This window comes from Pseudomonas sp. ML2-2023-3 (assembly GCF_037055275.1).
Taxonomy (GTDB): Bacteria; Pseudomonadota; Gammaproteobacteria; order Pseudomonadales; family Pseudomonadaceae; genus Aquipseudomonas.
In genome coordinates this window covers 4,179,258-4,200,678 of record NZ_CP146343.1, presented here as the reverse complement: position 1 = coordinate 4,200,678, position 21,421 = coordinate 4,179,258, and the positions used below count along the sequence as shown (strand labels likewise).

Annotated in this window: 30 protein-coding genes and 1 pseudogene; 12 read left to right on the top strand and 19 right to left on the bottom strand. The window is 57.0% G+C overall.

What is annotated here, in order from left to right:
* Positions 1-15: 15 nt before the first annotated feature.
* The gene (locus tag V6P94_RS19315; RefSeq protein ID WP_133076065.1) at positions 16-1,182 is read left to right on the top strand and encodes a PLP-dependent aminotransferase family protein; all 1,167 of its coding nucleotides are present in this window, start codon (positions 16-18) and stop codon (positions 1,180-1,182) included.
* A gap of 10 nt (positions 1,183-1,192) precedes the next feature.
* Positions 1,193-1,795: a glutathione S-transferase family protein gene (locus V6P94_RS19310; RefSeq protein ID WP_133076066.1), complete on the top strand. Its 603-nt coding sequence runs from the start codon at positions 1,193-1,195 to the stop codon at positions 1,793-1,795.
* 65 nt (positions 1,796-1,860) lie between these two features.
* Here V6P94_RS19310 and V6P94_RS19305 read toward each other — a convergent pair whose 3' ends face one another.
* The 8 genes and pseudogenes from V6P94_RS19305 to V6P94_RS19270 all read right to left on the bottom strand — a co-directional run bounded on the left by V6P94_RS19305 (position 1,861) and on the right by V6P94_RS19270 (position 6,191).
* The gene (locus V6P94_RS19305) at positions 1,861-2,232 is read right to left on the bottom strand and encodes a glutathione S-transferase N-terminal domain-containing protein (RefSeq protein ID WP_133076067.1); all 372 of its coding nucleotides are present in this window, start codon (positions 2,230-2,232) and stop codon (positions 1,861-1,863) included.
* Between the two features lie 101 nt (positions 2,233-2,333).
* On the bottom strand, positions 2,334-2,879 hold the full coding sequence (gene folE, locus V6P94_RS19300) for a GTP cyclohydrolase I FolE (protein WP_019826593.1): 546 nt from the start codon (positions 2,877-2,879) through the stop codon (positions 2,334-2,336).
* 22 nt (positions 2,880-2,901) lie between these two features.
* Positions 2,902-3,120, bottom strand: a pseudogene (locus tag V6P94_RS19295) (site-specific integrase); the annotation flags it as partial.
* 123 nt (positions 3,121-3,243) lie between these two features.
* Positions 3,244-3,504, bottom strand: a complete 261-nt coding sequence (locus V6P94_RS19290) for a hypothetical protein (RefSeq protein ID WP_133076068.1) — start codon at positions 3,502-3,504, stop codon at positions 3,244-3,246.
* A 4-nt stretch (positions 3,505-3,508) separates the two neighbouring features.
* Positions 3,509-4,267, bottom strand: a complete 759-nt coding sequence (locus tag V6P94_RS19285; RefSeq protein WP_326397667.1) for a response regulator transcription factor — start codon at positions 4,265-4,267, stop codon at positions 3,509-3,511.
* 245 nt (positions 4,268-4,512) lie between these two features.
* The gene (locus V6P94_RS19280) at positions 4,513-5,070 is read right to left on the bottom strand and encodes a Smr/MutS family protein (protein WP_326397668.1); all 558 of its coding nucleotides are present in this window, start codon (positions 5,068-5,070) and stop codon (positions 4,513-4,515) included.
* 63 nt (positions 5,071-5,133) lie between these two features.
* The gene (locus V6P94_RS19275) at positions 5,134-5,454 is read right to left on the bottom strand and encodes a hypothetical protein (RefSeq protein ID WP_219261037.1); all 321 of its coding nucleotides are present in this window, start codon (positions 5,452-5,454) and stop codon (positions 5,134-5,136) included.
* Positions 5,455-5,600: 146 nt separating this feature from the next.
* On the bottom strand, positions 5,601-6,191 hold the full coding sequence (locus tag V6P94_RS19270) for a cysteine hydrolase family protein (RefSeq protein WP_133076072.1): 591 nt from the start codon (positions 6,189-6,191) through the stop codon (positions 5,601-5,603).
* Between the two features lie 273 nt (positions 6,192-6,464).
* Here V6P94_RS19270 and prmB point away from each other — a divergent pair, with 273 nt between their 5' ends.
* Complete coding sequence (gene prmB / locus V6P94_RS19265) at positions 6,465-7,373, top strand: 50S ribosomal protein L3 N(5)-glutamine methyltransferase (RefSeq protein WP_326397669.1); 909 nt, start codon at positions 6,465-6,467, stop codon at positions 7,371-7,373.
* A 56-nt stretch (positions 7,374-7,429) separates the two neighbouring features.
* Here the strand turns inward: prmB and V6P94_RS19260 are convergent, their stop codons facing one another.
* Positions 7,430-8,221, bottom strand: coding sequence for a hypothetical protein (locus V6P94_RS19260; protein ID WP_133076074.1), 792 nt, complete (start codon positions 8,219-8,221; stop codon positions 7,430-7,432).
* A gap of 59 nt (positions 8,222-8,280) precedes the next feature.
* Positions 8,281-9,285, bottom strand: coding sequence for an alpha/beta hydrolase (locus V6P94_RS19255; RefSeq protein ID WP_133076075.1), 1,005 nt, complete (start codon positions 9,283-9,285; stop codon positions 8,281-8,283).
* 193 nt (positions 9,286-9,478) lie between these two features.
* On the opposite strand from V6P94_RS19255, the gene aroC reads away from it, so the two are divergent.
* The 3 genes from aroC to V6P94_RS19240 are packed head-to-tail and all read left to right on the top strand — an operon-like array spanning position 9,479 to position 12,349.
* Complete coding sequence (gene aroC, locus V6P94_RS19250; protein ID WP_019826578.1) at positions 9,479-10,570, top strand: chorismate synthase; 1,092 nt, start codon at positions 9,479-9,481, stop codon at positions 10,568-10,570.
* A gap of 34 nt (positions 10,571-10,604) precedes the next feature.
* Complete coding sequence (locus V6P94_RS19245; protein WP_133076076.1) at positions 10,605-11,753, top strand: major facilitator superfamily domain-containing protein 6; 1,149 nt, start codon at positions 10,605-10,607, stop codon at positions 11,751-11,753.
* 50 nt (positions 11,754-11,803) lie between these two features.
* The gene (locus V6P94_RS19240; RefSeq protein ID WP_326397671.1) at positions 11,804-12,349 is read left to right on the top strand and encodes an acireductone dioxygenase; all 546 of its coding nucleotides are present in this window, start codon (positions 11,804-11,806) and stop codon (positions 12,347-12,349) included.
* A gap of 65 nt (positions 12,350-12,414) precedes the next feature.
* Here the strand turns inward: V6P94_RS19240 and V6P94_RS19235 are convergent, their stop codons facing one another.
* Positions 12,415-12,693 (bottom strand): DUF3509 domain-containing protein, encoded by a 279-nt coding sequence (locus tag V6P94_RS19235; RefSeq protein WP_133076078.1) that lies wholly within the window; start codon positions 12,691-12,693, stop codon positions 12,415-12,417.
* 291 nt (positions 12,694-12,984) lie between these two features.
* On the opposite strand from V6P94_RS19235, the gene V6P94_RS19230 reads away from it, so the two are divergent.
* The 4 genes from V6P94_RS19230 to V6P94_RS19215 all read left to right on the top strand — a co-directional run bounded on the left by V6P94_RS19230 (position 12,985) and on the right by V6P94_RS19215 (position 16,838).
* A complete protein-coding gene (locus tag V6P94_RS19230; RefSeq protein WP_133076079.1) occupies positions 12,985-13,518 on the top strand; it encodes an ankyrin repeat domain-containing protein in 534 nt (177 codons plus the stop codon).
* 67 nt (positions 13,519-13,585) lie between these two features.
* Positions 13,586-14,116 carry a hypothetical protein gene (locus V6P94_RS19225; RefSeq protein WP_133076080.1) on the top strand — a complete coding sequence of 177 codons (531 nt, stop codon included), beginning with the start codon at positions 13,586-13,588 and terminating at the stop codon, positions 14,114-14,116.
* An 83-nt stretch (positions 14,117-14,199) separates the two neighbouring features.
* A complete protein-coding gene (locus V6P94_RS19220) occupies positions 14,200-14,391 on the top strand; it encodes a PLDc N-terminal domain-containing protein (protein ID WP_133076081.1) in 192 nt (63 codons plus the stop codon).
* Between the two features lie 368 nt (positions 14,392-14,759).
* Positions 14,760-16,838, top strand: coding sequence for an LTA synthase family protein (locus tag V6P94_RS19215; protein ID WP_219261040.1), 2,079 nt, complete (start codon positions 14,760-14,762; stop codon positions 16,836-16,838).
* Between the two features lie 56 nt (positions 16,839-16,894).
* On the opposite strand, the gene V6P94_RS19210 is transcribed toward V6P94_RS19215, so the two are convergent.
* Positions 16,895-17,053, bottom strand: a complete 159-nt coding sequence (locus tag V6P94_RS19210; protein WP_133076084.1) for a DUF3309 family protein — start codon at positions 17,051-17,053, stop codon at positions 16,895-16,897.
* Positions 17,054-17,254: 201 nt separating this feature from the next.
* Here V6P94_RS19210 and V6P94_RS19205 point away from each other — a divergent pair, with 201 nt between their 5' ends.
* On the top strand, positions 17,255-17,587 hold the full coding sequence (locus V6P94_RS19205; RefSeq protein ID WP_133076085.1) for a YnfA family protein: 333 nt from the start codon (positions 17,255-17,257) through the stop codon (positions 17,585-17,587).
* 77 nt (positions 17,588-17,664) lie between these two features.
* Positions 17,665-17,925, top strand: a complete 261-nt coding sequence (gene csrA / locus V6P94_RS19200; protein ID WP_405046701.1) for a carbon storage regulator CsrA — start codon at positions 17,665-17,667, stop codon at positions 17,923-17,925.
* Here csrA and V6P94_RS19195 read toward each other — a convergent pair.
* The 7 genes from V6P94_RS19195 to V6P94_RS19165 form a co-directional block, all read right to left on the bottom strand.
* The gene (locus V6P94_RS19195; protein ID WP_016781468.1) at positions 17,922-18,149 is read right to left on the bottom strand and encodes a YheU family protein; all 228 of its coding nucleotides are present in this window, start codon (positions 18,147-18,149) and stop codon (positions 17,922-17,924) included. The genes csrA and V6P94_RS19195 overlap by 4 nt on opposite strands.
* 45 nt (positions 18,150-18,194) lie before the next feature.
* Positions 18,195-19,196, bottom strand: a complete 1,002-nt coding sequence (locus V6P94_RS19190; RefSeq protein ID WP_326397673.1) for a glycosyl transferase family protein — start codon at positions 19,194-19,196, stop codon at positions 18,195-18,197.
* Positions 19,193-19,528 (bottom strand): TusE/DsrC/DsvC family sulfur relay protein, encoded by a 336-nt coding sequence (locus V6P94_RS19185; protein WP_133076088.1) that lies wholly within the window; start codon positions 19,526-19,528, stop codon positions 19,193-19,195. Before V6P94_RS19185 ends, V6P94_RS19190 begins: the two co-directional genes overlap by 4 nt.
* The gene (gene tusB, locus V6P94_RS19180) at positions 19,525-19,812 is read right to left on the bottom strand and encodes a sulfurtransferase complex subunit TusB (protein ID WP_133076089.1); all 288 of its coding nucleotides are present in this window, start codon (positions 19,810-19,812) and stop codon (positions 19,525-19,527) included. Before tusB ends, V6P94_RS19185 begins: the two co-directional genes overlap by 4 nt.
* Positions 19,812-20,174 (bottom strand): sulfurtransferase complex subunit TusC, encoded by a 363-nt coding sequence (gene tusC / locus V6P94_RS19175; protein WP_326397674.1) that lies wholly within the window; start codon positions 20,172-20,174, stop codon positions 19,812-19,814. Before tusC ends, tusB begins: the two co-directional genes overlap by 1 nt.
* Position 20,175: 1 nt before the next feature.
* Positions 20,176-20,568, bottom strand: coding sequence for a sulfurtransferase complex subunit TusD (gene tusD, locus V6P94_RS19170; RefSeq protein WP_133076091.1), 393 nt, complete (start codon positions 20,566-20,568; stop codon positions 20,176-20,178).
* 110 nt (positions 20,569-20,678) lie between these two features.
* Positions 20,679-21,350 (bottom strand): Bax inhibitor-1/YccA family protein, encoded by a 672-nt coding sequence (locus tag V6P94_RS19165; RefSeq protein ID WP_133076092.1) that lies wholly within the window; start codon positions 21,348-21,350, stop codon positions 20,679-20,681.
* Positions 21,351-21,421: the final 71 nt, after the last annotated feature.

Genomic DNA, 21,421 nt, shown 5'->3' with positions numbered 1-21,421 from the left:
CTACCGGTGATCTGTATGGCCTTCTCCGAACGTGTTTCCCGCCTGAAAAGCTCTTTGATTCGTGAAATTCTGGCTGCGGCCCAACGCCCGGAAGTCATGTCTTTCGCTGGCGGGCTACCGGCTGAAGCCATGCTGCCCAAGGTCGACTGGACCGACATGCCGGCCTCGATGGGTCAATACGGCATGAGTGAAGGCGAGCCGGCACTGCGTGAAGTACTGGCCGCAGAGGCCCGCGCATTGGGCGTTGATTGCGATGCGAGCCAGGTCATGGTACTTAGCGGTTCGCAGCAGGCGCTGGATCTGGCAGCCAAGCTGTACATCGACAAAGGCACTGAAATCATGCTCGAAGCGCCGACCTATCTGGCGGCGCTGCAAATCTTCCAGCTGTTCGGCGCCGAGTGCCTGACGTTCCCGCTGCAAGCCGACGGCCCGGACCTGGCCGCCTTGCGTGTGCAGCTGGAAAAACACAGCCCGGCCTTCATCTACCTGATCCCGACGTTCCAGAACCCGTCTGCCGTGCGTTACAGCGAAACCAAGCGCGACGCGGTAGCGGCCTTGCTCGACGAGTTCGGCGTCACCCTGATTGAAGATGAGCCGTACCGCGAACTGAACTTTGACGGTGGCAGTGCAACGCCGATTGTCAGCCGCCTGAAAAAAGCCAGCTGGATCTACACCGGCACCGTGTCCAAGACCCTGTTGCCGGGCTTGCGCGTTGGCTTCCTGATTGCCAGCCCTGATCTGTTCCCCCATTTGCTGCGCCTCAAGCAATCGGCTGACCTGCACACCAACCGTGTTGGCCAATGGCAGGCTTTGCAGTGGATCGGCACCGAGAAAATGACCAACCACCTGGCCGAGTTGCGTGATTTCTACCGCGTACGCCGTGACGGTTTTCAGCTGGCGCTGGAAGAGCACTTCTCGGACCTGGCGGACTGGCATGTGCCACAGGGCGGCCTGTTCTTCTGGTTGACCCTAAAGCAGCCGTTCGACACCCGTACGTTGCTCAAGCCTGCGCTGGAGCAGAACGTGGCATTCATGCCGGGTGAACCGTTCTTCGCCAACCCGGACCAGAACGTAGGCAGCCTGCGGCTGAACTTCAGCCACATCGACCCGGCGCGTCTGCACGAAGGCCTCAAGCGCCTGGCTAACGTTATTCGTCAGGCTCAGGCCGCTCAAGCGGCCTAAAGGAGGCACGATGCTCAAGGTTTATGGCGATTACAATTCGGGCAACTGCTACAAGATCAAGCTGATGCTGCATTTGCTGGGCATTGAGTATCAGTGGTTCGCGGTGGATATCCTCAAGGGCGAAACACAAACCCCGGATTTCCTGGCGAAAAACCCGAACGGCAAAGTGCCAGTGCTGGAGCTGGAAGACGGCACGTGCCTGTGGGAGTCCAACGCGATTCTCAACTACCTGGCCGACGGCAGCGAGTTTTTGCCGGCTGAGCCGCGTTTGCGCACCCAGGTGCTTCAATGGCAGTTTTTCGAACAGTACAGCCATGAGCCTTACATTGCGGTGGCAAGGTTTATCCAGTTTTACCTGGGGTTGCCGCAAGAGCGTCTGGAGGAGTACCGCACACTGCAAAAGCGCGGCTACAAGGCGCTGGATGTGATGGAGCAACAGCTCAATCGCACCCCGTACCTGGTGGGTGAGCAGTATTCGATTGCTGACGTGACGTTGTACGCCTACACCCATGTGGCCGATCAGGGCGGCTTTGATCTCAGCGGCTATCCCGGCATCCAGGCCTGGCTGCAAAGAGTGGCCAGCCATCCGCGGCATGTGGGGATGCTCGATTGAGCTGATCGCCCATAAAAAAAACCGGCCTTGAGCCGGTTTTTTTATGGGCGGGAGGGGCGTGATCTTTAAACGTTGGCAAAGCGCTGGTTCAGGTACTCAATGATCACCTTGGAGTCGTACATCCAGGTGGTCTTGCCGTCTTCTTCAATGCGCAGGCACGGCACTTTGATCTTGCCGCCTTGCTCCAGCAGGGTTTGACGGTCCTGCTCGTTGTTTTTCGCATCCCGCAGGGCTACCGGCACATTCAGGCGGCGCAATGTGCGGCGGGTTTTCACGCAGAACGGGCACGCGTGGAACTGGTACAGGGTCAGGCTTTTTGCAGCTTGATCGACCAGCGCCTGAGCGGCTGCCGGGCGCTGCTTTTTGCTGGGCCGGGTAACAAAATCGCCAGCGATGATGAGCTGACCCAGGCCTACGCGAAGCGCTTTGATAAACACAGTAAAAGCCTCATGGGCAAGTAAGAAGGGGCGCAGCTTACCTGAAAACAGGCAGGCGAAAAAAAACCGGCGATAAACGCCGGCCTTTTTCGGGTCGCCAATTACTTGATCAAGCTGAGAAACTCGCTACGGGTGGCGGCGTTTTCGCGGAACTCACCCAGCATCACCGATGTAATCATCGACGAATTTTGCTTCTCGACACCGCGCATCATCATGCACATGTGCTTGGCTTCAATCACCACGGCAACGCCCAGGGCGCCGGTGACTTGCATCACTGCGTCGGCGATCTGGCGGCTCAGGTTTTCCTGGATCTGCAAGCGGCGGGCGTACATGTCGACAATTCGCGCCACTTTAGACAGGCCCAGCACTTTGCCGCTCGGAATGTAAGCCACGTGGGCTTTGCCGATAAACGGCAGCAGGTGGTGTTCGCACAGCGAGTACAACTCGATGTCTTTAACCAGCACCATTTCGCTGTTGTCAGAGCTGAACAAGGCACCGTTGGTGACTTCTTCCAGGGTTTGTTCATAGCCACGGCAAAGGTACTGCATGGCTTTGGCTGCACGCTTTGGCGTATCCAGAAGGCCTTCACGGGAAACGTCTTCGCCGAGTTGACCGAGGATCGCGGTGTAGTTTTGTTCCAATGTCACAGGGCTATATTCCATGCGGGTTTCATAGTGGCACCTCGTCGGGTCGTGCCAATTTTGTACCAATCATGCTGTTTTCGAGTTTCCCGAGCTCGCTCCAGTCTGTGCTGGAATTGAGCCATCTAGCGTAAGTCGAGAGCAATATCTGCACGCCGTGGCCAAGCTGATTGGCGATAAACGCAGGGTTCATGCCTGCCATGAGGCACATGGTAGCGTAGGTATGGCGACAGTTGTATTGTCGGCGCACTTTGAGGGCCAGATTTGATGGCGCTTCTTGAAAATAAGCCCGACTCGACCAGGCGCGCGCTCAACCAATCATCGTGACCACCGCCAGCCTGGCCCGTGAGTTTTTTGGTGCATGGCCCGGTTACAGTGTCAGCGCCTGGGTTCTGGCTTGAACCACGGCGTGTATCACCTGGGAGACACTGGCCATATCTTCACAGGTTAATACATCGAGGGTCTTGAGTGCTTCACTAAAGCCCTCTGCGCGCTCACTGGCCAGGCGTACCTGCAGGCTGTTCCTGGCGCTCTTAATTGCATTCAGTTGACGGTGTAAACCGACCCTCACCGCGTCCGGCATACAAATAGTGATAAAGGAGCCAACCCCTTTGCTGTAGCGTATGTTCATCGCTTTATAGACTCAATCCATGTGATTTTAAAGCGAGCGCTAACTGTGTTCTATTGGAGGCGCCCGTCAAGTTCAGTATTTGTGAAATATAGAGTTTTACTGTATTTGGCGTAATGCCCATGTCGCTGGCGATTTCGTAGTTTGTTTTACCTTCGCTGACAAGTTGTGCCGCTTGCAGTTGGCGAGGTGATAACTTGCTGAATAAAAATTCCTTATAGTCCGTTTGTTCGGTGTCCGATGGGCTGCTGGTATTTCTTGTACGGGGCGGATGGGCTTTTCTAATATCTGAATGTATGTCGCTTATGGAATTTATCAGGCCTTGCAAACGCCTGCTCAAGGCCTCGGTGCTCTGATTGTGTGCTGCGCTGTCTGTTTGCTTTTCTTCGAGTTTCTTCAGCGTCTGAAGCAGCGAGTCGGGGTTGACAGGCTTTTGGTGGTAGTCGGAGAAACCTTCGCGCAGAGCACGGACCAGATCCTTTTTTTCGCCCTGGGCGCTTAGCAGGACGGCATCGAAGACGCGATGCTTCTTGGAGTATTGCTTGAGCCTCTGGATGAGTTCTATGCCGTCGAAACCGGGCATCAGCAAGTCGCACACCACCAGGGCGATCGACGGGTCTTCGTTGAACAGGTCAATGGCCTGGCGGCTACTGTAACTGGGAATGCAGGTGAACCCGTTACTCTCTAGAAATTCACACATCTCTTCAACGATAAGCGGTTGGTCGTCGACAACTAATATGCGTGTTTTGGGAGGGTGTGGGGTCACAAAAAGGTTATCCATTTGTGGAGGGCTAAATAAGCGCCGATTACCCCGTATTATCCAGCAGGTTAATAGGCGAGGGTAGCCATACTTTTTGCATAGTTAGATAGTTTAATGGGGGGGCGAAGTTTAGCGAGTCGTCAGGATTGGAGAGGGCGGATGAAGTATGCATTTATTGAGCAGTTAGTGGATAACTGCTCGACTTGACCGATTTGCCTGAGGCAAGCGGGTTTAAATCCTTGCAGAGCGTGTTATTCGTCTCGACCTTCCATCATGGTGCGCTTGAGCATCACATACACCGCGCCGGCACCGCCATGTTTGGCCTGGCAAGAACAGAAGCCCAGTACCTGTGAGTGCTGGCGCAGCCAGGTATTGACGTGGCTCTTGATCATTGGACGCTTGCCGTCCAGGCGTACGGCCTTGCCGTGGGTGACGCGCACGCAGCGCACTTCAAGCCGGGTAGCTTCGCTGAGGAATTCCCAAAGGGTTTCGCGGGCTTTTTCGACGGTCATGCCATGCAGATCAAGGCTGCCTTCGAAGCTGATCTGGCCCAGCTTGAGCTTGCGCATCTGGCTTTCTTGCACGCCATCACGGGCCCAGCTCAGTTGATCTTCGGGGCCAACATCGATCACGAATTGGTCTGACAGGCCGTCGATGATGGCCGCATTGGTGCGCACAGTGGCTGACTGACGCAGTTTTGCCAGCTGTGCACGGTCAGCTTTGGGTTTGCCGGTGTCCGCCCGATCATGCTTGATCGGTTTAACGCCGCGAATCTCGTTTTTGAACAGGGAAAAATCGTCGTCTTGCATGTCAGCCTCCGTGAAGGGCGGCTAGTTTACCCAAGTCGACGACAATCGGGCGGCGGATGTGCGTCAGTCTTGTTTTTTCATCAGGTGCGGGGCCATGTTCAGGCCCAGTGGCTGGCGCATCAGGCGACGGCGACGACGCCACATCCAGACGCCCAGCCAGCAGACCAGTATGCCAAGCACCAGTACCAGTGTTGCACCCGCCGGGCTGGCATTGAGCTCACCCAGGGCGCCGGGGCGGCCAATCAGGCTGGCGGCACCTGCCACCAGTAACAGCGCGCCCACAAGCGCAATCAGCGCGGCAAACACCAGTACCAGGCGTGAGCGCCAGTCACGGTGTGCCTTGGGGCGTAAGCGTCGAGCATCAAAACCATCGGAGATCTTCATTCCGATCTTTCCTTAAAGGGTATCGGCCCTTCGACAGGGAATTGGGCAGGTTGTTCCTGGGAGGGGGGAAACAGGAAGCTGCGTGCAGGTGGACGGTCTTTATTGATGGGCGGTTGCGCAGGCCGCCCGTCAGAAGCCGATTCAGATCAAATCAGGTTTTTAGTCAGGGTCAGGGTGGCGAAGTTGTCGTTCATGATCGCCATCTCGGCTTTCTGAACCTGCTCTGCGCTGATAATGCCGTCCGGGGTAGGCAAGTCTCGGGTGGCGCAGGCATCTTCGACCAAGGTGCAGCGCAGGCCATAGTCTTTGGCTGCGCGTACGGTGGTGCTGACGCTGGAGTGGCTCATGAAGCCGCAGACGATCACATCCAGGGAACCCAGGTTCTCCAGTGCTTTTTGCAAGCCTGTGTCATTGAAGGCGTTGGGCATGCGCTTTTCGATAATCAGCTCATCGCCCTGGGGTTCAAGGCCTTTGATGAACGCGCCTCGTTCGCCCTGCGGGTCGAACATGCCGCCAACGGTGCCCAGGTGACGGATATGGATCACCGGGCGCTTGGCCTTGCGGGCAGCCTCCAGCAAAAGGGCGATGTTGGCAGTGGCAGCGTCCATGCCGGACAAGGCCAGGGGCCCGTTCAGATATTCGTTTTGCGCATCGATGATCAGCAGGCTGGCATTGCTCAGATTGGCCGCGGCATAACCACGTCCAGTGAGTTGAAACATCGTCTTTAAAGCGGGCATTCGGGGGCTCCTTTGAATGGGGCTTTTGAGACATTCTCCACTGGCGGAGCGTTTATGTGAATGGCCTGTCGTGCAAGCGGTGTGGTTGTTGGCCTGTAGCGATGTCAAGGAGTAACGCAGAAAGGTAAAAATGTACAAATTGGAGCGATTTCAGGTTTTTCATGGACGTGTTCTGACGTTTTAAAACAGCGGGGTGTGTAGACCGGTGGCCTGCCTTTGGCGCGTCGAGGTTTGGCTGTTAGAATCGCCAATCGATTTTGAGGAGTAAGACCATTGATCACTTCCCGCCTGCGCACTTTGCGCGACCATATTCGCTGGGCCGTTAGCCACTTTCATGGGGAAGAGCTGTTCTTTGGTCATGGCACCGATAACGCTTGGGACGAAGCCCGTCAACTGGTGTTGGGTGCACTGAACCTGCCGTGGGAAATCGCGGACAGTTATCTCGATTGCCGCCTTGAAGACGATGAACTGGTCAACCTGCAGCATTTGCTCAAGCGCCGCATCGAAGAGCGGGTACCGACAGCCTATCTGTTGGGCGAAGCGTGGTTCTGCGGGATGTCGTTTATTGTTGATGAGCGCGTACTGATTCCGCGCTCACCCATTGGTGAGCTGATCGAAAAACGTTTTGAGCCGTGGCTGGGGACTGAGCCGGCGCGCATTCTAGATCTGTGCACCGGTTCGGGCTGCATCGGTATTGCGTGTGCCTATGAGTTCCAGAACGCCGAAGTGGTGCTGGCCGACCTGTCGTTTGAAGCCCTTGAAGTGGCTAACCAGAATATTGAGCGTCACGGCGTTGACGAGCGCGTATACACCGTTCAGGGCGATGGCTTTGATGGTTTGCCGGGGCAGCGCTTCGACTTGATCGCGTCCAACCCGCCGTATGTCGATGCTGAAGATTTTGCCGACATGCCTGCCGAGTACCAGCATGAACCGGAGTTGGGCCTGGCTTGCGGCGATGATGGTCTGAACCTGGTACGCCGGATGCTGGCCGAGGCGGCTGACCATCTGACCGAAAAAGGCCTGCTGATTGTTGAAGTGGGCAACAGCCAGGTTCACGTCGAGTCGCTGTACCCGGAAGTCGACTTTGCCTGGCTTGATTTCGAGCGTGGTGGTCATGGGGTGTTCATGCTGACCGCCGAGCAGTGCCGAGAGCATCAGGCGCTGTTCGCTTCGCGGGTTTGATGGCAGGTGAGTAGCCGCTGCCTAGGAACGAAGGCTGCTACGGATTGCGACCTGCTTCAGCGGTGTGTCGCAATCCAGATCAACAAGCCTGCCTGGAACACTGAAAAGGCCACCAGGCAGGTGATGGTAAAACGCAAGCCGGTCTCTTCGCGCCGGTGCCTGCTGAGTTTTTCTTCCTTGTCCCGCAGCTTCACATCTTGCTCCTGCAGGTTCTGCTCAGCCTGCTGGAGCATTTGCGCGGCATCAAGAATCTCCAGGATCTGAAGTTTCTCGACGTTCCAGCTGTCCAGTAATTCGCCTGCCTGTACGTCTTCCAGTCGTGCTTTCAGAAACTGGGCATCGGCATACACCACATCAAACCCGTGCACGCGCAAAAAATGGTCGCGGCGCAGGCGGCTGTCTTCGTTCAGGGCGTCCCTGCTGGGCAGGTCGATCCCGTCAATGCGGTACTGAGCCCACCTTTTTTGCACCCATTTTGCAGCTTGAGCCAGTAAGAAGCGGCCTATTCCGCGGTTCAGGGGTTCAATCTGCAGGCCGCGCTCAGGGCTCAAGCGCACGCGGTGAGTCAGGTGGTCGACCCACACATCGAGATGATTTTGCTCCTCGCGTACCCGCTGGCCAGGCAAGGAGACAGCCAGTCGCAGCAGGCTGAGTTCCTTGCTGTTGCGTTCGGCATACCCGAACTGCACAAACCGCAGGGGGCGTGCCCCGGTGCTGCGGTCTGTCTGCAGAGGGGCGAGGCGCAGCATTCTGAAATGCTCGGGCTGCACGTCAGCCCAAGGCAGGGGCGGCGCCTCGGGCGCTGCCGGTGCCTCAGTCCCGGCGGGTTGTGATGGGGTGTCGCTCATAGCGGCTCAATCCTGTGCTAGCCCGAAATGTCAGCAAAGCAAAGGCGGCCGACACCGGTTTATCGGCCGTTATGCGCAGGACTGTAGGGCTGGCCGGCGTTCACTTTCGTGATAAAGCGCACAGTTCGATCGCCCAGCTCTCCCGCCAGACGCTGATTGGGGTCGTTGTAGGACTGTATCTGGCGCTTCATGTCCATTGGCACGATCCGCATCACGTGGTTCATGCCATTGATCAGCGTCAGAACGGCATCGGGCTTGGCTGCCTTGAGCAGGCGCGCATCCTTGACCTCAACCTGGATGTCATGAGTGCCCTGAATGATCAGCGCCGGCATTTTCAGCGCAGCAAAGGCGGTAGCAGGGTTGTAGCGCAGAAGGCTGATCATGTACGGCTGCACGCTGGGACGGAACACCAGTTGCAGGTCGTCAGGCACGTTATCGTCGGTGCGACCGGCCTCGAGGGTGCTGATCAGCTCGAAGCTGCGTTTGAGCAGTGCCGGTGGCAGATGATTGCGTTGCAATTGTTCGCGCAACAAGACGCCCACCGGACGTCCAGTCCCCGCAATGGAAATCACCCCGGCGGCGCCAATCCTGGGCGCTGCGAGGCTTGCGATCAATGCGCCTTCACTGTGTCCGAGCACAAACACCTTGCCAAAGCGCGGGTCGCTTTTGAGCTTCTCGCCCCAGGCCACCGCGTCGGTGACATATTGATCCAGGTTCAACTGTCGCTCATCAGGCCCGGCAGGCCGGCTTTGGGCAATGCCGCGCTTGTCGAAACGCACGCTGGCGATATTGCTCTGGGCCAGGCGCCATGCCAGCTTTTTCAGGGCATCATTGCGCCCTCCCATGGGGTTGTTGCCGTCGCGGTCGGTCGGGCCGGAACCCGCAATGATCAGCACCACAGGTACGGGCTTGTCGCTCTTGGGCAATACCAGCGAGCCATACAGCGTGCCGGAGCCGGTATCCAGCTCAATGGGCCGCAGCAAGACATTGGAAGGGGGGGCTGCCAGGGCCTGGGAGCCAAAGCCAAGCAAGGTCAGTGCAAAGAAGAGTATTCGCAGCATCATAGCGCCATCATTGTCTAGTGTGCCGGTTGGACAAACCCGGATGAGTAAGGTTCGAGGATGAACTACGGAGGTAGCCTGCGTATACTGGCGCATTTGGTTATCTGGGATCTGTTCAACTTCTGTTGTGGCTGCAACACAACTTGAACCGATTTCGGGCTGAACTTTATCGGCTGATTTTCGCGGAGCGCCCTGCATGTCCGGCAATACCTACGGCAAGCTGTTCACTGTCACCACCGCTGGCGAAAGCCATGGTCCGGCGTTGGTCGCCATTGTTGATGGCTGCCCGCCAGGGCTGGAGCTGTCCCTTGAAGACCTGCAGCGTGATCTGGATCGACGCAAGCCCGGCACCAGCCGTCATACCACCCAGCGCCAGGAAGCCGACGAAGTCGAAATCCTTTCCGGGGTGTTTGAAGGTCGCACCACCGGTTGCGCCATCGGCCTGTTGATCCGCAACACCGACCAGAAGTCCAAGGACTACTCGGCGATCAAGGATCTGTTTCGTCCGGCCCACGCCGATTACACCTACCATCACAAATACGGCGAGCGGGATTACCGCGGTGGCGGTCGCAGCTCGGCCCGTGAAACGGCGATGCGTGTGGCCGCAGGTGCCATTGCCAAAAAGTACCTGGCAACCCAGGGCATTGTGATTCGCGGCTACATGAGCCAGCTGGGCCCGATCGAAATCCCGTTCAAGACCTGGGACTCGGTTGAAGAAAACGCCTTTTTCAGCCCTGATCCAGACAAAGTGCCGGAGCTTGAGGCCTACATGGATCAACTGCGTCGTGATCAGGACTCGGTCGGTGCCAAAATCACCGTGGTCGCCGAAGGTGTGATTCCGGGTCTGGGCGAGCCGATTTTCGACCGCCTGGACGCTGAATTGGCCCATGCGCTGATGAGCATCAACGCGGTCAAGGGCATCGAGATTGGCGCCGGCTTTGCCAGCGTTGCCCAGCGTGGCACCGAGCACCGCGACGAGATGACTCCCGAAGGCTTCCTCAGCAACAACGCGGGCGGCATTCTGGGCGGGATTTCGTCCGGCCAGCCGATCGTTGCACACTTGGCCCTCAAGCCAACATCGAGCATCACCACCCCGGGCCGCTCGATCGACGTGCATGGCAATCCGGTGGACGTGATCACCAAGGGCCGTCATGACCCGTGTGTAGGCATTCGTGCCACCCCGATTGCCGAAGCCATGATGGCCATCGTGCTGATGGACCACCTGCTGCGTCATCGTGGGCAAAATGCCGACGTGCGTGTAAGCACGCCTGTGCTGGGCCAGCTGTAATGCAAGGGTTGCTGGGCGCCACGGTCTGACGACCGTGGCGACACTTCCTTACTGGCGCCTGTCCGGGTTCTATCTTTTCTATTTCGCCTTGCTCGGCGCGACAGCGCCGTTTCTGGCGCTGTACTTTCATCACCTCGGCTTCTCCAGTGCGCGCATAGGCGAACTGGTGGCCATCCCGATGTTGATGCGCTGCGTGGCCCCCAATCTGTGGGGCTGGCTTGGCGACTACACCGGCAAGCGGCTGTTGATTGTGCGGCTGGGCGCGCTCTGCACCTTGCTCAGCTTTGCCCTGATTTTCGTCAGCCAGAGTTATGCCTGGCTGGCACTGGTGATGGCGCTGCACGCGTTCTTCTGGCACGCCGTATTGCCGCAATTCGAAGTCATCACCTTTGCCCACTTGCGCGAGCAGCCTGAGCGTTACAGCCAGATTCGCCTGTGGGGCTCGATCGGTTTTATCCTCGCGGTGGTGATTCTGGGACGCCTGTTTGAGTGGCTGAGCCTGGATATCTACCCGGTAGCGCTGATCGTGATCATGGGCGGCATTGTGCTGTGCAGCCTGTGGGTACCGAATGCGCAACCTTCCAGTCAGGGGCGTGCAGCCGTCGTGGGCGGCTTTTTAAAGCAATTGTGCAGCCCCGGTGTACTGGCGTTTTATGCCTGTGTCGCGTTGATGCAAATGAGCCACGGGCCGTATTACACCTTCCTCACCCTGCACCTCGAGGACCTGGGTTACAGCCGGGGCGTGATCGGTCTGCTCTGGGCTCTGGGGGTGGTCGCCGAAGTGCTGATGTTTTTGGCCATGCGCCGCATCCTGCTCAAGTTCTCCGTGCGCCGGGTGTTGATGTTCAGTTTCATGCTGGCCGCCGTGCGCTGGCTATTGTTGGGTTCTTTTGCCGAGCACCTGTGGGTATTGCTGCTGGCGCAGCTGCTGCATGCCGCCACTTTCGGCAGTTTTCACGCCTCGGCCATGACCTTTGTACAGCGCAGTTTTGGCCCGGGCCAGCAAGGGCAGGGCCAGGCCTTGTACGCCACCCTGGCCGGGATTGGCGGCGCAGTGGGGGCACTGTATTCCGGTTATAGCTGGAACACCCTGGGTCCCACCTTCACCTTTAGTATGGCAAGCGTCGCAGCTCTGACCGCAGCCGTTATCATTGCCACTCGATTGAAAGAGGACAGGCACTGAGCCTTGCCCGCAACAGCCGAATGCACGCCCAAGCCAAGGAACCCCGTCCCATGAGCAGCCTGTCCGTTTACCACGTATCGAGCCCTGAATTACCCAACAAGGTGCTGACCCACTTTGAAGACATCGTTTCTACACTGGCCGAACAGGGCGTGGGTTTTGATCGCCTGCCAACCACAACACCGATCCGGCCGGGCGCCAGCCAGGACGAAGTGGTCCAGGCCTGCCGTGAGCCGATTGATCGGCTGATGAGCGAACACGGCTGCGCCAGCCTTGACGTTGTCAGTGTCAGCAGCGAACACCCGCAAAAAGCCGAGTTGCGCGCCAGGTTTCTGGACGAGCATCGTCACGGTGCTGATGAAATGCGATTGTTTGTCGCCGGGCGTGGGCTGGTTTCGCTGCACATCGGTGATTATCTCTATGCAGTGCTGTGCGAACGCAGCGATCTGCTCTCGGTGCCTGCCGGCATGGCGCAATGGTTTGATATGGGTGAGCACCCGCACCTTGTAGCCATCAGAATGTTCGGCAATGCCCAGGGCATGGTTGCTCATCCGACGGGAGCAGACATCGCCAGCCATTTCCCGGGCCTTGATGATTAAGGCGACCGAATCGAGCACAGCAAAAAGCCAGCGATCGCTGGCTTTTTTGCATCAGGCATTCGGTATCAGCGGGTGTGGTAGGTCGGCAGGGCGAAGCGGTGCTGGCTTTGCAGCAGCGAAATCGTTGGCAGTTCGCTGGCAGTGCCGGCGAGGTCACGGCGAATGGCGCTGATGGCCCACGTCAATTGTTCTGCGGTATGCAACTGGGCGTAGGAGATCGTGCGCTGGGTCTGTTTTCCATCGCTGTCACACAGGGTCAATAGCACGCCGCCATCCGGGCGGGGTTTGACAGTCACTGTGTGGTTGGAGAACAACGATGCGAATTTTTCCTGGATCAGGCTCATGTGTTTTGCTCCATAGCTCTTGAAGGGCTTCTATGGAGGAGAGGTTGCAGCGATTGTGCCACTATTCTTTTTTTAGAAAATCCTTATAAATCAATAGCTTGTATTTAATGCAAAATGCACTTGTCGTGCATTTTGCATGAAGGGCCATCGTGCATCCTGCATTTTGCCCAGTTGATATGAGCGTCTGAGCGTCGATTGATTGTTTCTATGGTCATCTTGCGAAGAAAAGGGATGACACCTTTGCTCCGTCTCAGGAAACTAGGTTTTTTTGTAGCGAAGGTGGAGCTTTACATGTCAGACAACAAGCCAGCAGATCAAGCCCGGCAGATGAGCCCTGAAGAGGCCGCCGACTTTGCCGAACAGGTGTTCAACAAGGCGCGCGACGGCGATGCTGCGATGCTGGCCGCTCTGTTGAGCAAGGGATTGCCGGCCAACTTGCGCAATCACAAGGGCGATACCTTGCTGATGCTGGCCAGCTATCACGGGCACGTAGAGGCAGTTAAGGTGCTGCTCGAGCACAATGCCGATCCCGAAATCCGCAATGAAAACGGCCAGAGCCCGATTGCCGGTGCTGCGTTCAAGGGTGATCTGCACATGGTCAAAACCCTCGTCGAGGGCGGTGCACAAGTCGAAGGCGCTTCGTTTGATGGCCGGACCGCGTTGATGATGGCCGCCATGTTCAATCGCACCGAGATCATTGATTACCTGATCAGCAAGGGTGCAGATCCCAAGGCCAAGGATGCCAATGGCATCACGGCACTGGATGCGGCCAAGACCATGGGCGCAACCGACGCTGTGGCCAAACTCGAGAAGCTGTCGGGCTGATTGCCCTTGAAGGGCGCAATTGTTATATCCTGCGCGCCCTTAAATTTCCTTGTGACAGGCCTCGCCCATGAAAACCACTCTCGTTGAACTCATCAGCAAAATCAGCTCTGGGTGCATGGGCGACGACGAAATCGCCACAATCGCTGATGAGGCGGCTCAAGCTTACGCTGATCAGGCAGGCTTTCTGGCCGCCAATCCGGATATCAACTACGACGACAGCTTCCCTATCCCGCTGGGCGAGTGGGTGATTGTGGGTAGCTTGCCGGACACGGTGTTGTTCCAGGCAGATACGTACATGGATCTGTTTGCCCAGATCGTAGCCTCGTTTGGCCCGGACGTAGCGTTCAATATCAAGCCCAAGCAGTTGGCCAAGACCGAGCCGCTGACGGCGCTTAACCGGATCCAGATCCAGATGGGCAGCATGAGCGCCGATAAGGGGGGTTATGTGCTGTTGAACCTGAGCCAGCCGCTGGATGACGAGATTCAAGTGGTACTGGTGTATGGCAACGACGTGCCTCGCGTGCTGGAGTTGTGTGCCCAGGCGGGTATCGCGGCAGCGCCTTCGCTCGAAGCCTTGAAGGTTGCCGTGCACGGCTGAAACCATGCCTGTGCAATTAAAAGCGGAACCCTGGCTGCGGGTGACTATCCTATGTGCACACGTACTCACTCAGGAGCGTCATCATGGGTTCAACGTTTAATGGTCTGATCGGTTTGATCATTCTGGCTCTCGATATCTGGGCCATCATCAACGTGCTTAAAAGTGGTGCGGGTACCGGGGCAAAAATCCTCTGGATCTTGCTGATTCTGTTCCTGCCGGTGTTGGGGCTGGTCATTTGGGCCATCGCCGGGCCGCGGGGTAATGTGCGGATTTAAGCTGCTGCGCGATCAATCGGCGGTGCTGACACTCAACGGCGACGCAATGACTGGAAAGGGCCTGATGGCCCTTTCTTGTGTATCAAGATGTGCTTTGAACGAAATTTTCACGGAAACTTTAAGACAATTCGCACGCAAATTTTCGGCTTCACAACGTGTAAACGCCTCTAGTCCGGTGTTTAGCGGTTAGTGTCGGGCCAAATCCTGCGTAAAGAAGAGCGATGTTCCAGTGGAAATCCACGGGTGATCATGCAACATTTGCCCCCCTATGAGTGACCTCTCTGCCTGTGCCAAAGCGCATGGGTGCCAAGGGCAGGGCAATGCTCAATAAAGCCACTTCAACTTGAACCAATGGGTCCTAAAACGACATGGCAAACCCGGACGCCCCAAGCCAACAACATGCTGCCACGCGTGTGTTGCAACCGACCGTCAAATCGCATCTGGCGTTTACGCTGCTCTGTGCCTTGATCATGATGGTGATGTTCACCCTGCTACGGGTGGCATTGCTGGTTTACAACCGGGAAATGATCCTCGATACCCCGGCCTCGACTTTCCTCGAAGCGTTCGCCAACGGCCTGCGTTTCGACTTGCGCATTGTCGTTTACTTCAGCATTCCACTGCTGTTGGCGCTGCTCAGTGTCAAGGCAATGGCCATGCGCGGGGTGCTGCGCTTCTGGCTTCTCGCAGCCTCCAGCCTGGCACTGTTTTTGGGCCTGATGGAGATGGACTTCTACCGTGAGTTCCATCAACGCCTCAACGGCCTGGTTTTCCAGTACGTCAAGGAAGACCCGAAAACCGTCATGAGCATGTTGTGGTATGGCTTCCCGGTAGTGCGTTACCTGTTGGCCTGGGCCGTAGGCACCGTGATCCTGTACTTCGCATTCCGTGGTGCAGACCGCGTAACCCGTCCAAGTGCTGGCGCAGTTGCCTCGGGCACTTCGCGCACTGTAGCGCCGTGGTATGGCCGTGTTGCCGTGTTCATGGTGCTGCTGCTGGTGTGTGTGGTTGCGGCTCGCGGTACCCTGCGTCAGGGGCCTCCGCTGCGCTGGGGTGATGCCTACACAACGGACTCCAACTTCGCTAACCAGTTGGGTCTCAACGGTTCCCTGTCCCTGATTGCTGCTGCCAAAAGCCGCTTCGGTGACGATCGCACCAATATCTGGAAGGCCACGCTGGAAGAGCCTGTGGCTCAGCAGACCGTGCGCGACATGCTGCTGACCGAACACGACAAGCTGGTCGATCCGGATACGGCCCCTGTGCGCCGTGACACCACGCCGCCTGCGGAAAAAACCCTGCCGATCAAGAACGTTGTTGTGATCCTGATGGAAAGCTTCGCCGGACACTCGGTGGGTGCGCTGGGTCGCCCGGGCAATATCACGCCTTACTTCGACAACCTGTCCAAGGAAGGCTTGCTGTTTGAGCGCTTCTTCTCCAACGGCACCCATACCCATCAGGGCATGTTCGCCACTATGGCCTGCTTCCCGAACCTGCCGGGTTTTGAATACCTGATGCAAACCCCGGAAGGTAGCCACAAGTTGTCCGGCCTGCCGGAATTGCTGAGTGCCCGCAAGTTCGATGATGTGTATGTCTACAACGGTGATTTTGCCTGGGACAACCAGTCGGGCTTCTTCAGCAACCAGGGCATGACTACTTTTGTGGGTCGTAACGATTTCGTTAACCCTGTGTTCTCGGACCCTACCTGGGGCGTATCTGACCAGGACATGTTCAACCGTGGCCTCGAAGAGCTGAAAAAGCGTGAAGGTAAAGAGCCTTTCTATGCGTTGCTGCAAACCCTGTCCAACCACACGCCGTATGCCTTGCCTACGCCGTTGCCGGTTGAGCCGGTGACTGATCGTGGTTCGCTCAACGAGCATTTGACGGCGATGCGTTACTCCGACTGGGCGTTGGGGCAGTTCTTCGAAAAAGCGCGTAAAGAGCCGTACTTCAAGGAAACCCTGTTTGTCGTGGTCGGCGACCACGGGTTCGGCAACGAACAGCAAATTTCCGAGATGGACCTTGGGCGTTTTAACGTGCCATTGCTGCTGATCGGGCCTGGTATTCAGGAGAAGTTCGGTGCCCGAAATGACACCGTGGGGACTCAGGTCGATATCGTGCCGACTATCATGGGTCGTCTGGGTGGCGAGTTCCGTCAGCAATGCTGGGGCCGTGACCTGCTGACCCTGCCAGAAGGCGACAAGGGCAGCGGTGTGATCAAGCCGTCCGGCAGTGACCAGACCGTGGCGATCATCAGTGACGACTACTTGCTGGTTCAACCCAAGGATATGCCGGCCAAGGTTTGGCAGTACAAATTGGGCGCCAATGCTGACGCAAAAGTGGTAACCGATTCGCCTGAAGCGACCGAGCTTAAGACAAAGCTCGAATCCTTCCTGCAAACCGCTACCAAAAGCCTGCTGGATAACACCGCAGGCGTGGCTGATCCCAAGTAATCAGCCCGATAAATAAAAAGAGGCCTCAGGGCCTCTTTTTTATTGCGCTGCAGACGTCAGATCTTGCCGAGCAGGAGCAATATCAACAGCACTACCAGCACGGTCCCGATAATGCCCGAGGGGCCGTATCCCCAGCTTTTTGAGTGCGGGAACACCGGCAGTCCGCCGACTAACAGCAAAATAAGAACGATCAGAAGAATTGTGGTCATGAATATTTCCTTCTTTATTGTGTTGCGCCGATAGGCAGTTTTTTGGGGCGCCGCTTGAGATACAGGGGTGGGCAGTGCTTATAAAATCCGACTCGAGCGCAAGGTAAATAATTCAATTTTTATTCAGGGCGGTCTTAAAAGACTTCGACCTTGATCACCAGCAGACCCGCAGGTAGGGTGGCGCGCTGCATATATGGAGACACGCGCATGCTCAACTACGTATGGTTTTTTTTGGCAGCCCTGTTTGAAATTGCAGGTTGCTATGGATTTTGGATGTGGTTGCGCCAGGGCAAAAGCCCATGGTGGGCGTTGCCGGCGATCGTGAGTCTGGTGTTGTTTGCCTTGCTGCTGACCAAGGTCGAAGCGGCTTATGCCGGGCGTGCCTATGCCGCCTATGGCGGGATTTACATTGTGACGTCCATTGCCTGGCTGGCGGTCGTTGAGCGCATTCGACCACTGGGTTCAGACTGGATTGGGGTAGGGTTGTGTGTGATTGGCGCCACCATCATCTTGCTGGGACCGCGCTTTTCAAGCCCTTAAAGCCTTGTTCGCCCGTTAGCCTGTAGGAGGTATCCGAGGAGGTAGTAGGCGTGCGCTGAATTCATTTGTAGGGATTGATGGGTAGTTTTACGCAGTGCAGTCTTTATGCCTACTCAGATCCTAGGATGACAGCCATGCAGATACTTAGTCGTGCCGCAAGCGAGCGTATTTCAATCGGATCAGAAATAACGCTGTGCGTTATTGCCGTAAACGGTACAAGCGTGCGCCTGGGGGTCGAGGCCCCCAGGGACATCAGTGTTCATCGCGATGAAATCTATAAGCGGATACGAGACCGCACTGCTGGGCGCCTTGCCAGCGGCGAACTTGCAAAGGATTAATCAAAGAACTCTTTTGGCACTGCGTGCTTGGGCATCAGCTGGCACTGTTGGCTTTCAAGGTCGAAAAAAATAACCGCTTGCCCTTTGCTCAGCGCATGTCGGACACGCAGCACGCGGGTTTCCTGAGGCGTGTCATCGCCGTTGTCAGTGCCATCACGGCTTACGAAATCTTCGATCAGGCGGGTGAGGGTGTCGGGTTCAAGCTGGTCGTAGGGAATGAGCATGGTGTGGTCTCGCAAAAAGGCAGAGTCGGGTGGCCAGCAACAGGTTTAGATCGATGTGTCACGATTGTCCCAATAGCGCTGTGCCAGCTCAAAGGCTTGCTCCCGGGGGGTGCCCAGCCCTCGCAATGCAAGGGCCATCGTCGACAACAGGGCCAATTGGGGGTAGCTGTCTTCGACTTCGCCACGCCAAAGCGCCTTGAGATGTTCCGGCTCCAGCGATGGGGGTTTGACATGGCGTTGTGACGACAAGGCGGGCCACTCTTCATCCCAGCTCACGCCTGCCGTTGTGCCGTAAAGATGGCTTGATGTGTCGGGATTGATTTCGACTTCGCCGCCATCACCCTTGATCACGATGCTGGTGTCTCCCAGCAAGCCACTGGCTTCTCGGTGCACGCTTTGATAGCCCGGATGGAAGATGCTTTGCAGGCCGCAGCGGGCACTCAGGGGGTTGAGAATGCGTGCCAGGGAGTGGATCGGCGAGCGCAGGCCCAGAGTGTTGCGCAGGTCTATCATGCGCTGCAATTGCGGCGCCCAGTCCTGCAGCGGCATAAACGCCGGATTGCCTGTGTCCAGCGCTTCATTGACGCCCTGCCAGTTGCGGCACAGCGGGATGCCAAGCACCTCAAGCAGCTGCTCACTGTACATTCGGCCCGCCGTATGAGCGCCTCCGCCATGCATGAAGATACGTACGCCGTTCTGGGCCAGGCACTTGGCGGTCAGCAGATACCAAGGCAAGTGGCGCTTTTTGCCTGCATAAGTCGGCCAGTCGATGTCGACCTTGATCGCGGGTGCTGCCAGGCGGTCTCTGACGGCTTCGGTGAAACCTGCCATTTCTTCTGAGCTTTCTTCCTTGTGCCGCAATAACATCAGAAAGGCCCCCAGCTGGGTGTCTTCTGCCTTGTCGTCGAGCAGCATGCCCATTGCCTCGCGAGCTTCTTCGCGGGTCAGGTTGCGGGCACCCCGTTTACCTTTGCCCAGGATGCGTACAAATTGAGCAAACGGGTGTTCGGCCGGAGTTTCGAGAGTCAGCGCAGCGGGAGTGTTCATAGGCAATTGGTCGGCTTGGGCAGGCCCGCCAGCTTGGCGGCGAGTTTGGCTGGGGTGCCATTAAACAGTCGGTTGAGGTGCAAGCTGTTGCCTTTGTCGGGCCCCAGTTTCAGAGCGGTGTACTTGATCAGTGGGCGCGTGGCAGGAGACAGCTGGAACTCTTGATAGAAGCTGCGCAACAACTCAAGGATTTCCCAGTGTTCGGGGCTTAGCTCGATGCCCGTTTGTGCGGCCAGTGCCTGGGCGACTTCGGCAGACCAATCGTTGAGGTCCAGCAGGTAGCCGTCCTTGTCCAGTTCGATGCTTTTGCCGCTGAGAGTAAGCACATTCATAGCCAGGTGTTGACCTTGTCATAACGAATCGACAGCTCGACGAAGGCTGGGTAATCAACACCCGTTGCCCATGTCGGGCATTTGAGGTTGCGCACCTGCAAGTCCTCTTCAAGGATAAAAACGGTTTTTTCTTCCAGGGATGTGAGGGCGCTGCCTTGTAGCTGCAGGGCGTATACCCCGTCGCCGCAAAGCAGCACGGCATCTTCACTGCCCAGCAAGCGCAGGCAGCTGCCCAGGCGGGTGTCTGAAAAAGGTGAGTGGCTCACAACGTGTAGGGTCGACATCAGAGGGTGATCACTTGGTCATAACGGTCAAAGACTGCACGCATTTCATCTGCTGACAGTGGCTGTACGTCAGCGACTGCAAGCCCTGCGGGCGAGATTCCACGCTCGTCAAGGCTGTGGCGGCAAGCATACAAATCCTCAACGCCAAACATGGCCAGGGCTTGCAGGTTGGCGGTGAGGTTTTTTTGTTGAAGGGCGCCGGCGTTTTGTTCTGGAGCGAGCTGGAAAGTACCGTCATCCATAAACAGCAGGCCAATAGGCAAGTCAAATGCACCGCCCGCCAGAACGATGTCCAGTGCTTCTTTTGCCCCCAGGCCAGACCACGGAGCCTGGCGGCTGATAATCAACAGTGACTTGGGCATTTCAAGGCCCTCCGAAGCAGATCAGTCGATCGGCAGATTGAATGGCATCGTGTAATTGCCCCAGTCCGGACAATTCCCACGGTGCTTTCAGGTTGACCCCCGGGCGCTGATAGCGCGTTGCTTCGTCTTCATTCAGCACGCCCCGGCGCAAGGCTGCGGCAATGCACACCACGCCATCGAGCTGATGCTGACTGACGAAGGTCGCCCATTGTTGTGCGATGTCCTGTTCGTCCTGGGGCGTCACGATATTGCTCGAAGCACTGTGAACACCGTCTTGATAAAAGAACAGTCGGACAATTTCATGGCCGCCCGCCAGTGCTGCCTGGGCAAAACGCAGGGCGCGACGGGAGGAGGGCGCATGGGCTGCCGAATAAAGGGCAATGGCAAATTTCATGGTGGGCTCTGTCAGCAAATCTGCGGTAATGATAAAGCCAGATGCCCAAAGATGCTTGCAGCAGACAACAAAAAGCCCGCCGAAGCGGGCTTTTGTGTAGCGGTTGTTGATCAGTCGTCGCGGCTCATGATGCCGAAAATTTGCAGCAGGCTGATGAACAGGTTGTAGATCGAAACATACAGGCTGATGGTCGCCATGATGTAATTGCGCTCGCCGCCATGAATGATGGCGCTGGTCTGGAACAGGATGCAGACCGAAGAGAACAATACAAAACCTGCGCTGATCGCCAGTTGCAGGCCGCTGACCTGGAAGAAGAAGCTGGCCAGCGTCGCGCCCAGCAGAACAAAGAAGCCGGCAGTGATGAAGCCGCCCAGGAAGCTCATGTCCTTGCGGGTGATCAGCACGTAGGCTGACAGGCCACCAAATACCAGAGCAGTCATTGCAAATGCCGAGCTTACTACTTCAGCGCCGCCCTGCATGCCCAGGTAGCGGTTGAGAATCGGGCCCAGCAGGAATCCCATGAAACCGGTCAGGGCAAAGGCGGACACCAGGCCCCATGCCGAATCACGCAGCTTGTTCGTCAAGAAGAACAGGCCGTAGAAACCGATGAGTACAACAAAAATATTTGGGTAGCCGACTCGCATCTGCTGCGAGACGTAAGCCATTACACCGCTGAAAGCCAGGGTAAGAGCCAGCAAGCCGTACGTGTTGCGCAGGACGCGGCTAACCTCTAGCTGCTCGGCCTGCACGCTGTTATTAACTGCGTAATCCTGTTCGCGCATGGCGATACTCCTGTGGTTAGAAATGTTAAGTAGCAAAGATCATAGCAGAGGCTCTGAAACAAGGGATCAAG